Genomic DNA, 13,164 nt, shown 5'->3' on the forward strand with positions numbered 1-13,164 from the left:
CTCCCCGCGTATGGGGAGAAGCGAGATTCGTACCAAGTATTAGACACGCGCGCCGGCGAGGCTTGACGCGCCTTCGCCCTGCGGGCTGCGACGCAGATAGAACCACCAGGTCAGCGCGAGGCAGGAGGCGTAGAAGCCGAGATAGATCGCGAGCGCGAGCTGCGGCCCGCCGGTCAGCGCGATCGACTTGCCGAACCCGGTCGGGATCAGATAGCCGCCAACGGCGCCGACCGCGCCGATGAAGCCGACCGCAGCACCGCTCTCGATGCTCGCCGTCTTCAAGGCGACCGCGCGCTCCGCATCGCCCTTGCCGCGCACCCTGAACAAATTCTGCTCGCGGAAGATCGAGGGGATCATGCGGTAGGTCGAGCCGTTGCCGATCCCCGTCGTCACGAACAGGACCAGGAACATCGACAGAAAGCCGATGAAATCCTTGTGCCCGACGAAGTAGAGCACGCCGATCGTCGCGCCTGCCATCACGATGAAATTCCAGAACGTGATCACCGAGCCGCCGATCCTGTCGGCAAGCCAGCCGCCGAGCGGCCGCGACAGCGAGCCGACCAGCGGCCCCAGGAACGCGATCGCAATGGTGACTTGCGGGAACTGGGTCTTGATCAACAGCGGAAATGCAGCCGAGTAGCCGATGAAGGAGCCGAACGTGCCGATATAGAGATACGCCATGATCCAGGTGTGCTTGCGCCTGACCACGGCGAGCTGGTTCTTGATCGACGACTTGGCCGTGGTCAGGTTGTTCATGAAGAACACTGCGCCGAACACCGCGATCGCGATCGGCAGCACCCACATCAGGCCGGCGTTCTGGAGGAAGACGCCGTCGACGGGCGATGCCTGGAACAGGTTGATGACGGCGAGCGTCATCAGGATCGGGGTCAGGAGCTGCACGCTGGAGACGCCGATATTGCCGCCGGCCGCATTCAGTCCGAGCGCCCACCCCTTCATCCGGTCGGGGAAGAAGAACGAGATGTTCGTCATGCTGGAGGCAAAATTGCCGCCGCCGAGACCGGCGGTCGAGGCAATCAGCAGCATCAGCCAGAACGGCGTGTCGGGCTGGCCGACGAAATAGGCCAGCGAAAGCGTCGGAATGAGCAGGATCGCCGCGCTGAAGATGGTCCAGTTGCGCCCGCCGAAGGTCGTCACCGCGAAGGTGTAGGGAAAGCGCATCAACGCGCCGATCAGCCCGGGCACCGCGACGAGCTGGAACAGCTGGTCGGTGGTGTAGTGGAAGCCCGCCTGCGGCAGCTTGGTGGTGACGATGCTCCAGATCAGCCAGACCGAGAAGCCGATATGTTCGGCCACGATCGACCAGATCAGGTTGCGTCGCGCGATAGTCTTGCCAGTCGCATTCCAGAACGCCTCATCTTCGGGGCGCCAGTCTGAAATCCAGGTTGGATTCTTCGTCATTGAGTATCCCTTCTTGCCTCACCGCTGCGTCGTTGCAGGCTCAGCCTCCGGCCACGGAGGCGCGCGCCGAGGCCAAGCCCCGGTGGCGAGTTCACGATGCTGATTGATGATGTTGAGGGACGTCGTCGTTGGCGTCGCGGCCGGTGTTTCAATTTCCGTGCCAACTGCGCGCATTCCGGAAACGCAGGAAATTCAGGAGCTTGTTCGTCGTGCCCCAAATTCTTGCAGCACTATTTCGCACGCAAATTTTGCGATTCGCTCAATCCCTGTGCGCCGCACAAGGATTGAGCTTGATGATTCAAAATTAGGCGTTGCGTGAGCATCTGTTGGTGACGCGCCTACGCGGCTTCGACGAAGCGATGACGCTCATAGAGGAATTCGAGCACGCGCTGCCGGCACTTCAGGTAAGTGACGTTGGTCGCGAGTTCGAGCCGCTTGCGCGGCCGCGCCAGCGGCACCTCCAGCACCTCGCCGATGCGCGCGCTCGGCCCATTTGTCATCATGACGATGCGATCGGACAGCAGCACCGCCTCGTCGACGTCGTGGGTGATCATCAGAATGGTGTTGCCGAGCTTCTGATGCAGCGCCATCACCGAATCCTGCAAATGCGCGCGGGTCAGTGCGTCGAGCGCGCCGAAAGGCTCGTCGAGCAGCAATACTTTCGGCTCCATGGCAAGCGCGCGGGCAATGCCGACGCGTTGCTTCATGCCGCCGGAGATTTCCGAGGGCCGCTTGTCCTTGGCATGGGCCATCTGCACGAGGTTGAGATTGTGCATGACCCAGGCGTCGCGTTCGGAGCGCTTCTTGGTCTTGGCGAAGACCTTGTCGACGCCGAGCCGGACGTTCTCGTACACGGTCAGCCATGGCAACAGGCTGTGGTTCTGGAACACCACCGCGCGATCCGGTCCCGGCGAGTTCACCTCGCGGTTCTCGAGCAGCACGCCGCCCATGGTGGCGTTGGTCAGGCCTGCGATGATGTTGAGCAGGGTCGACTTGCCGCAACCGGAATGGCCGATGATCGAGACGTATTCGCCCTTGTCGATGGTGAGATTGATATCCTTCAGCACCTCCGTGGAGGCTGCGCCGCGGGTGAAAATCTTGTCGATATGGTCGAGCTTCAGATAAGCGGTCATGTGCTTCCCCTTTAATTCAGCGCGGTGCCGCGGGTGACGATCTTGCCGGCGCCCGCGATCAGGCGGTCGAGCACGAAGCCGATGATGCCGACATAGAACAGCGCCAGGATGATTTCGCTGATATGCGAGGAGTTCCAGGCGTCCCAGATGAAGAAGCCGATGCCGACGCCGCCGATCAGCATTTCCGCGGCGACGATCGCGAGCCATGACAGGCCGATGCCGATGCGAAGTCCCGTGAAGATGTAGGGCGCGGCGGCAGGGATCATGATCTTGGCAAAGAACTCGAGCGGGTTGAGCTGCACCACTGCGGCGACGTTGCGATAGTCCTGCGGAATGTTGCGGATGCCGACCGCGGTGTTGATGATGATCGGCCAGACCGAGGTAATGAAGATGACGAAGATCGCCGACGGCTGGCCGTCACGGAAGGCCGCGAGCGAAAGCGGCAGCCAGGCCAGCGGTGGGATCGTGCGCAAGACCTGGAACAGCGGATCGAGCCCGCGCATGGCCCAGACCGACTGGCCGACCAGGACGCCGAGCGCGATGCCGGCGATGGCGGAGAGCGAATAGCCGAGCGCGACGCGCTGGAGACTGGCGGAGAGATGCCAGAACAGACCCTTGTCGATGCCGCCATGGTCGAAGAACGGATCGAGGATCAGCTCCTTGGTGTCCTTGAAGACTTTTGACGGCGGCGGCAGCGCCGAGCCGGCGCGACGGCAGACCAGCTCCCATATCAGCATGAGCAACGCGACCACGACGAGCGGCGGGATGACGCGCACGGCGGTCTCCCGCGCCATCCGCGCGTAAGTCTCCGATCGCGGCGGCCGCTTCGGTGTCATCGCGACGACCGGCGCGGCAGCGCTCGCAGGCTTCGCGGTCTCAACCTCGATCTTCGTGGCGGGCATCTTCATCGCAATATCTCTCCGGCTGCAAAAGACGATGCGGCCGCCCGGAGGCGGCCGCTGGCTCCATCAGACTTCGACGCGCTTGATCGCGAGCGACTTCAGATAGGCAGCGGGATTTTCCGGATCGAACACCTTGCCGTCGAAGAAGGTCTCCTTGCCGCGCGACGTAGAGGCCGGGATCTCCGCACTTGCGACGCCGAGCGTCTTGGCCGCATCGCGCCACATGTCCTCGCGGTTGACCTTGGCGATCAGCGCCTTGGTGTCGAAATTCGCCTCGTACTTGCCCCAGCGGATGTCCTCCGTGAGGAACCAGAGGTCGTGGCTCTGGAACGGATAGGAGGCGAAGTCGCGCCAATACTTCATGATGTGCGGGGAGTTCTCGACCACCTTGCCCGGGATGCCGTAGTCGAACTTGCCAGCGGTGCGGTCGAGCACGTCTTCGACGGGGCAGTTCATCCACTGCCGCTTGCCCATGATGGCGGCAAGCTCGGCCTTGTTCTCGGCCTTGTCCGACCATTGCTGCGCTTCCATCACCGCCATCAGCAGCGCCTTCGAGGCCTTTGGATATTTATCGACGAAGGCGGCGCGCATGCCGAAGGATTTTTCCGGATGCTTGTTCCAGAGTTCGCCGGTGTTGATGGCGGTGTAGCCGATGTTCTGATGGATCAATTGCAGATTCCAGGGCTCGCCGACGCAGAAGCAATCCATGGTGCCGACCTTCATGTTGGCCACCATCTGCGGCGGCGGCACCACGATGGTCTCGATGTCCTTGTCGGGATCGATCCCGCCGGCGGCGAGCCAGTAACGGATCCAGAGGTCATGCGTGCCGCCGGGGAAGGTCATCGCGGCCTTCACGGCCTTGCCTGAGGCCTTCTTCTTCTCCAGCGCCGCCTTGAAGGGCGTGGCGTCGACGCCGAGCTTCAGGTCGGCATATTCGTTGGCGACGGAGATGCACTGGCTGTCGAGATTGAGCCGCGCCAGGATGTACATCGGCGTCGGCTGATTGTTCTGCGTCACCTTGCCGGCCGAGATCAGATACGGCATCGGGGTGAGGATGTGCGCACCGTCGATGCCGTTGCCTTCTGAGCCGAGCACGAGATTGTCCCGCGTGGTGCCCCAGGAGGCCTGCTTCTGCACGTCGGTGTCAGGCATGCCGTATTTGGCGAACAGGCCCTTGTCCTTGGCGACGAACAAGGGGCCGGCATCGCTCAGCGCGATGAAGCCGAGCTTGGCACCCTTGACCTCGGGGCCGGCGTCCTGCGCGAAGGCGCCAGCGGGGAAATTGAGTTTTACGGCGGCCAGGAGTGCGGCGGTCGAGCCGGCGGCCTTCAACAATTGACGGCGGCTGAGGCCAGTGTCCGACGGCCGGCGGGTGCGCTTGGTCATGGGCGATATCGTCCTTTGCGTCGTTGCAGAATGATTGCGTCAGTGCACACGAGCAGCCCATCCGGTCCGGCGACGCCTGAAGCTGCGCATGCGAACGCGAGGCGGGGAGACCCCCGTCTGGTGGCGTCGGCAATTCGGATGAGAAGTCTCGCGGGACGGCTTCAATGGCGTCGGGCTGGAACTATTCAAGCTTCGTGCCAAGCGCCACAACGTAGAAAATCTCGAAAGATCAGTATGCTACAGGCAGCGCGCCAGTCTGTCGCAGGCCCGTTCCGCTCGCGAAATTTGCGGCTGCCCAATAATTGTGCGGCGCACAACAGTTGTGCAGCAGCCCAAGCAAAAGGCCGCATCAAGCGCAAAAGCCGGGGCAGCCAAAGCTCTACCAGATTGATGTTGCTTGCTTTTTATGAGCCCAGCACACGGCACGCAACTTGCTTCTCCATTTACGTCAATGAAGACTGCGGCTTTGCCGCATTGATGCAGGCGCTGGCGGCTGCATCCCGGAAGCTCAACTGCTTCGCGGCCCTCCTCGGCTCGGTCGTCGTGACGCAATCCCAAAGGCTTCCAACTCTCCATCGCCTCGTGCGCGGCAGGTCAGCCCGCACGGGCAGTGACGTTCAATCGCTCTCGCAGGAGGGCGAGATCTCTTTCTTAGGAAGCAAAAGGAACCATCGATGTCGTATCTCGCGCCTTCGGAATTCGTCACCAAGATGGTGGATGCGGGCGAGTCCAAAGTCTTCATGTCCACCCGGGATACCATCATCCGCGCCTACATGGCCGGCGCCATCCTGGCGCTCGCGGCATGGTTCGCCGTCACGATCAACGTGAACACGGGGCAGCCGCTGATCGGCGCGCTGCTGTTCCCGGTCGGCTTCGTCATGCTGTATCTGCTGGGCTTCGACCTCCTGACCGGCGTGTTCGTGCTCTCCCCGCTCGCGCTGATCGACAAGCGCCCCGGCGTCACCATCGGTGGCGTCTTGCGCAACTGGGGCCTCGTCTTCGTCGGCAACTTCGCCGGCGCCTTCACCGTGGCCTTCATGATGGCTTTCGTCACGACCTTCGGCTTCACGCAGGACCCCGATAAGATCGGCACCGCGATCGGCAATATCGGCGAAGGCCGAACGCTGGGCTACGCTGCGCATGGCGCGGCCGGCATGGCGACGCTGTTCCTGCGCGGCATGCTTTGCAACTGGATGGTCTCGACCGGCGTGGTCGGCGCCATGATCTCGACCTCGGTCCCCGGCAAGGTCATCGCGATGTGGATGCCGATCCTGGTGTTCTTCTACATGGTGTTCGAGCATTCCGTCGTGAACATGTTCCTGTTCCCGTCGGGCCTGATGCTGCACGCAAAATTCTCGATCATGGATTACCTGATCTGGAACGAGATCCCGACGGTGCTCGGCAACCTCGTCGGCGGCCTCGCCTTCACCGGCATGACCCTCTACGCCACGCACGTCATGACCAAGCCGAAGCGCCAGGCCGGCAAGGCCACGTCGCCCCGCGTCGCGGCCTGATACGTCTCGACAGGAGAGCCTCGCCCGATCAGGGTGAGGCTCCCCTTTGCCGGTGATGACGATGACTCGCGGACTTCAGATCTCGGTCGGCCAGCATTCCGACAAGGGTCGCAAGCCCATCAACCAGGATTTTCACGGCGTCCTCGTTCCGGACGAGCCGATGCTCAGCCTGAAGGGCATTGCAGCCGTCCTCGCCGACGGCATCTCCAGCAGCACGGTGAGCCAGATCGCCAGCGAGTCGGCGGTCAAGAGCTTCCTGATGGACTATTATTGCACGTCGGAATCCTGGACGGTGAAGACCTCCGCCCGCCGCGTGCTGGACGCGACCAATTCCTGGCTCCACGCGCAGACGCGCAAGAGCCAATATGCCTATGACCGTGACAAGGGTTATGTCTGCACGCTGAGCGCCATGGTCATCAAGGCGACCACCGCGCACATCTTCCACGTCGGCGACTGTCGCGTCTACCGCGTGGCCGGCAAGGCGCTCGAACAGCTGACCGACGATCACCGGATCATCGTGTCCTCGGAGCAGACCTATCTCGGCCGTGCGCTCGGGATCAATCCGCAGCTCGAGATCGACTACCAGAGTTTCGAGATCGAGACTGGCGACACGTTCCTGCTGGCGACCGACGGCGCCTATGAATTCGTCGACGCGCGTTTTGTCACGAGTGCGCTCAGCGACCATGCAGCCGAGCTCGACGGAGCGGCGAAGGCGATCGTCGAGGAAGCCTACCGGCGCGGCAGCGACGACAACATCACAGTCCAGATCCTCCGCATCGATGCGGTGCCGCAGCGCGAGCCGGCCGGCATCTTCAACCAGACCTCCCAGCTGCCGCTTCCCCCGCTGCCGGAGCCGCGGGCCGTCTTCGACGGCTACAAGATCGTCCGCGAAATCCACGCCAGCAGCCGCAGCCATATTTACCTTGCCGTCGACGCGGTGACCGAGGAGCCGGTCGCGCTCAAGCTGCCGTCGATCGATTTGCGCGACAATGCCGCCTACCTGAAGCGCTTCCTGATGGAGGAGTGGATCGCGCGCCGGATCGACAGCCCGCACGTGCTGAAGCCGCTGTCACAGTCGAAACGGCGCGGTTACCTCTACGTCGCGACCGAATTCGTCGAAGGTCAGACCTTGCGGCAATGGATGACGGACAATCCGCGCCCCGATCTCGAAACCGTGCGCGGACTGGTCGAGCAAATCGCCGCGGGCCTGCGCGCCTTCCACCGCATGGAAATGCTGCATCAGGACCTCAGGCCCGACAACATCCTGATCGACAAGACCGGCACCGCGAAGATCATCGACTTCGGATCGGTCAAGGTGGCAGGCGTCGCGGAAGCCGCCCCGCAGGACGAGACCGACGAAATTCTGGGAACGGTCCAGTACACGGCGCCGGAATATTTTCTTGGGCAAGGCGGCTCGCCGCGCTCCGACATGTTTTCGCTCGCCGTGATCTGTTACCAGATGCTGACGGGAAAGCTTCCCTATGGCACCCAAATCGCCAGGATCCGGCGCAAGGCGGACGTGCGGAGGCTCAAATACCGCCCGGCCGATGACGACAGCAACGTGCCCGCCTGGGTCGACGGCGCGCTCAGACGTGCGCTGCATCCGGATCCCTACAAGCGGCACGAGGATCTGTCCGAATTCGTCTTCGAGCTTCGCACACCCAATCCGGCCTATCTCGACACGCGGATCACGCCGCTCTTGGAGCGCAGCCCGCTGATGTTCTGGAAATTGACCACGGCGGCGCTCGCCTGCGTCGTCGTGGTCCTGCTTGCGATGTTGCACGCGCGCTGATCCGGGTGTCGCCACGCAAAGCATCACCACGTGATCAGCGGAGACCGATGCAGCCAGGTATCGGCGCGCACTTGATCCAGCACGAATGTCGCAACGTCTTCGCGCGCGATGCTACCGCCATGGAAGCCCGAAAGATCCGTCAGGGCCCGGACCGAGCCGCGGCCGGGCTTGTTGTTCAGGATCGAGGGGCGAACCAGGACCCAGTCCAGCCCGCTGTCTTTGACGATTGCTTCCTGCCGGTCCTTGTCGGTGTACACCTTCTTCAGGAGAAGCGGAAAGATCACATTGTCGGCGACAAAGCCGCCGTGCCCGGCACTGTCGCCGGCGCCCATTCCGGTGATGCAAACCAGCCGCGAGACCTGCTCGGCCTTCATCGCGCTCACGAGTGCGCGCGTCGCGGTCGAGAGAAGCGTCACCTCGCGGAACGGGCTTACCGGTGTACCCAGCGCACTGACCACGGCCTCACGGCCTTTGAGGGCTGCGCGCAGGGCTGTTTCATCGCGGGCGTCTCCGACGATGAGCTTCGCCCCCGTGATGTCACGTGCCTTCTCGGCGGAACGCACCAGCACGGTGACGTCGTAGCCTCGCGCCACCGCCTGGTTGACGATCAGGCGACCGGTGGCACCGGTCGCTCCAAGCACCAATATCTTCGTCGCACCTTGCGGATCCGCCGGAACAGTGGCGATTGAAGAGGTCATGATGGGAGTCCTCGTTGTCGTGATGGGGACGTGCCCATGCCGTCAGGCAGAGGCCGCGATTTCGGAGACGAAGTCGCGATAGGAGCGCAGGGGGCGGCCCAACAACGCGGTCAGACGCTCGACGTCGCCGGCTTCGGGGACCATTCCCTCGGTGAGGAAACGCTCGCTCATCAGCCGCATGTCGTAGGCCATCCAGCTCGGCATGAACTGCCGGAGATTCTTCTCGAAGCCGGCGGTATCGTCACCGGGATAGGCGACCGTGCGGCCCAGCACCTCCGACCAGACCGCGGCGGCTTTCGCGCCGGTCAGCGTATCAGGACCGACGAGATTGATGCGCGTGAGCGGAAGCGGTGATGCGGCGCGCTCACGACGGATGAGCTCGAGGGCCGCGATCTCGCCGATGTCGCGCGCATCGATCATCGCGAGCCCCTTGCTCCCGATCGGCATCGGATAGATGCCGTATCCGGTCACCACGTCCTTGATCGTGACGTCGTTGTTCATGAAGTACGCCGGGCGCAGGATGGTGGCGTTGAAGCCCATCTGCTCGATCATCCGCTCGACGCCGAACTTGCCGGCAAAGTGCGGGACGTTCACGTAACGATCGCTGTGGATCACCGAGAGGTACACGACCCGCTCGACGCCAGCCTCGCGGGCGACGTTGAGCGCGATCAGCGCTTGCGTGAATTCATCCGGCACCACTGCGTTGAGCAGGAACAGGGTCGAGACGCCCTTGAATGCGCTGGGGAGCGAGTCGACGTCGAGCAGGTCGCCCTGCACGACGGTGACGCCTGCCGGGAGGTTTGCCTTGGCTGGATCGCGGGCGAGAGCACGGACATCGGCGCCGCGCTTGACGAGCTGTTCGACGACGTGGCGGCCGATGGTGCCGGTTGCACCGGTAACGAGGATGGTCATGGGGATCACTCCGGGTTGGGTCAGAAGACACCCGGAAATTAGCGATCCACAAACGAACCGATAGCCGCTATATCTGGACAGACCGTCTCACTGGTGGAACGATGGACCTGCTCGCACTCGCCGATTTCAATCTTGTCGCCCGGCACGGCGGGTTCGGACGGGCCGCGCGGGCCGCCGGACGCCCGAAAGCCACCCTGTCCCGGCGGGTCGCCGAGCTGGAAGCCGCGCTTGACCTCCGCCTGTTCGAGCGTGGCGCGCGGGCCCTGAAACTCACGCAGGAAGGACGTGCCCTTTACGAGCGGACGGGAGCCTTGCTCACAGAGCTCGACGAGACGGCGACAGCGATCGCGTCGGGTGGGGACAGGCCGCGGGGGCGCTTGCGGATCAGCGCGCCTATGCTGTTCTCGCAGACTGCAATGGGAAACCTCGCGGCCGGGTTCGCGCTCAGATACCCGGAGGTCCGTCTTGAGGTCACGACGGAAGATCGCTCCGTCGACATGGTGGAGGAAGGGTATGACCTCGTCATCCGGGTCAATCCCGATCCAGATGACAGCCTTGTCGGACGAATTTTTCTGCGCGATCGGCTGGTGGTCGTGGCAAGCCCGGACCTGAAACGACCGAGGGAGGGTATCGCTGTGCCGGCTGTCATGCGCGGACCAAGCGACCAGCTGACAAGCTGGGCAGTGACGATGCCAGGCGGAAGATCGCGGATCGCGATTGATCCGGTCCTGCGCCTGTCATCGCTCGTCATGGTCCGCGACGCGGTCCGGGCCGGCGTCGGCGCCGCGCGCCTTCCGGTGTCACTGGTCAGTCACGACCTGACTGTCGGCACGCTGGTACATTGGGGCGACATCGACGGACCAGAGATCGCGTTGTGGACGCTCTATCCATCACGCCGGCTCCTGAGCGCGCGGGTATCCGCCTTCCTCGACTTCATGAAAGAAGCCTTTCCGATGGGGACGCCTGACGAGCTGGCAGCCTTTATCGGGAGATGAGGCGCGGCGCTCGCCGCTCGCGCCTCACGGTCAGGCCGGCTCCTCCGCCTTCATCCCTAGCGGCTTCGGCGCCATGCCGCCGCCGGGCTTGAGGTGGAATTCGTAGCTCATCAGGTGCCACTGCCCGTTGGCCTTGGTGCCGTCGGGCATCGCCGCATCGTTGCGCGGCTCGACCTTGGCGACGAGGTCGTCCTTCACGCCGAACACAACGTCGGAATCCAGATATTTGTCGCCGTCCATGAAGACGTGGGTGATCAGCGGCTCGTAGCCCTTGGCATTGACCAGGAAGTGCACATGCGCCGGGCGCATCGGGTGGCGGTTGGTCTGCACGATCATCTCGCCGACCGGCCCGTCGGTCGGGATCGGGTAGCTGCACGGCAAGATGGTGCGGAAGAAGAAGCGGCCGTCGCTGTCGGTGATGAAGCGCGCCCGCGCCGAGGCGCCGACCTCGTCATAGTTCGGCTTCTGCGAGTCGTAGAAGCCGTCATCGTCGGCATGCCAGACGTCGACGGGGACATTCGCGAGCGGCTTGCCCTTGAGATCGGTGACACGGCTCTGCACGAACATCCGTTCGCCGGTTTGATTGTTCGGAGAGATGTCGGTGCCGTGCGCCGTCACCTTGTGCTCGCCGACATAGAACGGCCCGAGCACGGTAGTCTGGGTGGCGCCCTCGCGCTCGCGGTGGTTGACCGCATCGACCAGCATGGAGACGCCGAGGACGTCGGACAGGAGGATGAATTCCTGCCGGGTGTCCGTGCATTTCTGGCCGGTGCGGGTCAGGAAATCGATGGCGTATTCCCACTCCTCGAAGGTGAGGCCGGTCTTGGTCACGTAATCGTGCAGCGACTTCACCAATTCCTGGAGCAGGAATTTCGCGCGGGGGTCGGGTGTCCGGTCAAAGCTCCGGACGACGGCTTCGGTGAGTTCGGTCTCGTTGAACTGGGTCATGGTGCGTTTGCCTGCGTTTTCTCATTGGCCCGTCGGGGATCTTTTGGGCTGCTTGGAGGCGTTCCAACGTGAAGCCTACACCAAACAGCCGGCCGGCGTTAAGCGCGACCGGGTTGGAATGAGACCGCCATATCGGCTATCAACGTCGGACAAAACTGCCCGGAGGAACTGATGCTCGCCCCCACCCCCGCCTCGCCCGAATCCGTGGGCATGTCCAAGGCCGCGCTCGACCGCGTCGATGCGCATCTGAAGAGCCGGTACATCGATGCCGGTCGCTTCCCGGGCACGCATCTCCTGGTCTATCGCCGTGGCAAGATCGCCCACAGTACGGTGCAGGGTTTTGCCGACGTCGAGCGCAAGCTGCCCGTCAAGGACGACACGATCTATCGCATCTATTCCATGACCAAGCCGCTCACCAGCGTCGCCTTCATGATGCTGGTCGAGCAAGGCCTCGTCGCGATCGATGAGCCGGTCGCCAAGTACATTCCGGAATGGAAGGATCTCGGTGTGTTCGTCGCCGGCACTGCGCCTTCCTTCCTGACCCGGCCGCCGTCGCGGCCGATGCTGATCGTCGACCTCCTGCGCCACACCTCCGGCCTCACCTACGGCTTCCAGCAGCGCTCGAACGTCGATGCCGCCTACCGCGCCGAAAAGATCGGCGAGGTCGAGAAATCCGGCACGCTCCAGACCATGATCGAGAGCCTTGCAAAAATCCCGCTGGAGTTCTCGCCGGGCGAGGCCTGGAATTACTCGGTTTCGACCGACGTGCTCGGCTACCTCATTGGCAAGATCTCCGGCATACCCTTCGAGCAGTTCCTGAAACAGCGCATTCTCGATCCACTCGGCATGACCGACACTGATTTCCACGTGCCGGCTTCCAAGGCCCACCGGTTCGCTGCCTGTTACTCGGCCGACCCGGGTGGCGGCATGACCTTCCATGCCGGCCAGCGCCGCGAGGGCCTGACGTTGCAGGATGATCCAACCAAGAGTTCGTTCCTCTCACCGCCGTCCCTGATTTCGGGCGGCGGCGGGCTGTGCTCGACGACGGCCGACTATCTCACCTTCTGCCGTGCGCTGCTCAATGGCGGCGAACTCGGCGGCGTCAGGTTGATCGGGCCGAAGACGCTGGCGCTTATGACGACCAACCACATTCCGGGTGGACGCTCGCTGCCGGAAGTGTCGCGCTCGCTGTTCGCGGAAGCCGCCTACAACGGCATCGGCTTCGGCCTCGGCTTCGCCGTGACGATGCGCCCGGCCGAGACGCTGGTCGCCGGCAGCCCCGGTGAATACAATTGGGGCGGCGCGGCCACGACTTCGTTCTGGATCGACCCGGCCGAAGAATTGATCACCATCTTCATGACGCAGGTGCTGCCGTCGAGCGCCTACCCGCTCCGGCGCGAGCTGCGCAGCATGGTCTACGCTGCGATCACCGAGAGCAATCTCTGAGAAAAATGCACCGATTCCG

General features: G+C 63.4%; 11 protein-coding genes. 4 read left to right on the forward strand and 7 right to left on the reverse strand.

Features of this window, described 5'->3' with window-relative positions; genetic code table 11:
• Positions 1-39: 39 nt before the first annotated feature.
• The 4 genes from IVB07_RS27060 to IVB07_RS27075 all read right to left on the reverse strand — a co-directional run bounded on the left by IVB07_RS27060 (position 40) and on the right by IVB07_RS27075 (position 4,840).
• Positions 40-1,419 carry an MFS transporter gene (locus tag IVB07_RS27060; RefSeq protein ID WP_018457089.1) on the reverse strand — a complete coding sequence of 460 codons (1,380 nt, stop codon included), beginning with the start codon at positions 1,417-1,419 and terminating at the stop codon, positions 40-42.
• A gap of 338 nt (positions 1,420-1,757) precedes the next feature.
• A complete protein-coding gene (locus IVB07_RS27065; protein WP_247363492.1) occupies positions 1,758-2,552 on the reverse strand; it encodes an ABC transporter ATP-binding protein in 795 nt (264 codons plus the stop codon).
• 11 nt (positions 2,553-2,563) lie between these two features.
• Positions 2,564-3,460: a nitrate ABC transporter permease gene (ntrB, locus tag IVB07_RS27070; protein WP_018457091.1), complete on the reverse strand. Its 897-nt coding sequence runs from the start codon at positions 3,458-3,460 to the stop codon at positions 2,564-2,566.
• Positions 3,461-3,520: 60 nt separating this feature from the next.
• Entirely contained in the window at positions 3,521-4,840 is a 1,320-nt protein-coding gene (locus tag IVB07_RS27075) for a CmpA/NrtA family ABC transporter substrate-binding protein (protein ID WP_085352121.1), read from the reverse strand.
• A 674-nt stretch (positions 4,841-5,514) separates the two neighbouring features.
• Here IVB07_RS27075 and IVB07_RS27080 point away from each other — a divergent pair.
• Positions 5,515-6,354 carry a formate/nitrite transporter family protein gene (locus tag IVB07_RS27080; protein WP_018457093.1) on the forward strand — a complete coding sequence of 280 codons (840 nt, stop codon included), beginning with the start codon at positions 5,515-5,517 and terminating at the stop codon, positions 6,352-6,354.
• A gap of 55 nt (positions 6,355-6,409) precedes the next feature.
• On the forward strand, positions 6,410-8,146 hold the full coding sequence (locus IVB07_RS27085; protein WP_247363493.1) for a bifunctional protein-serine/threonine kinase/phosphatase: 1,737 nt from the start codon (positions 6,410-6,412) through the stop codon (positions 8,144-8,146).
• 23 nt (positions 8,147-8,169) lie between these two features.
• Here IVB07_RS27085 and IVB07_RS27090 read toward each other — a convergent pair whose 3' ends face one another.
• Both IVB07_RS27090 and IVB07_RS27095 read right to left on the reverse strand, forming a co-directional pair.
• Positions 8,170-8,844 carry an SDR family oxidoreductase gene (locus IVB07_RS27090; RefSeq protein WP_247300278.1) on the reverse strand — a complete coding sequence of 225 codons (675 nt, stop codon included), beginning with the start codon at positions 8,842-8,844 and terminating at the stop codon, positions 8,170-8,172.
• Positions 8,845-8,886: 42 nt separating this feature from the next.
• Entirely contained in the window at positions 8,887-9,756 is an 870-nt protein-coding gene (locus tag IVB07_RS27095) for an NmrA/HSCARG family protein (RefSeq protein ID WP_247300280.1), read from the reverse strand.
• Between the two features lie 101 nt (positions 9,757-9,857).
• On the opposite strand from IVB07_RS27095, the gene IVB07_RS27100 reads away from it, so the two are divergent.
• Positions 9,858-10,751: a LysR family transcriptional regulator gene (locus tag IVB07_RS27100; protein WP_247300283.1), complete on the forward strand. Its 894-nt coding sequence runs from the start codon at positions 9,858-9,860 to the stop codon at positions 10,749-10,751.
• Between the two features lie 30 nt (positions 10,752-10,781).
• On the opposite strand, the gene IVB07_RS27105 is transcribed toward IVB07_RS27100, so the two are convergent.
• Positions 10,782-11,699, reverse strand: a complete 918-nt coding sequence (locus IVB07_RS27105; RefSeq protein WP_247300285.1) for an intradiol ring-cleavage dioxygenase — start codon at positions 11,697-11,699, stop codon at positions 10,782-10,784.
• A gap of 171 nt (positions 11,700-11,870) precedes the next feature.
• On the opposite strand from IVB07_RS27105, the gene IVB07_RS27110 reads away from it, so the two are divergent.
• On the forward strand, positions 11,871-13,145 hold the full coding sequence (locus IVB07_RS27110) for a serine hydrolase domain-containing protein (protein ID WP_085352118.1): 1,275 nt from the start codon (positions 11,871-11,873) through the stop codon (positions 13,143-13,145).
• Positions 13,146-13,164 lie beyond the last annotated feature (19 nt).

Source organism: Bradyrhizobium sp. 172 (assembly GCF_023101065.1).
GTDB lineage: Bacteria > Pseudomonadota > Alphaproteobacteria > Rhizobiales > Xanthobacteraceae > Bradyrhizobium > Bradyrhizobium canariense_D.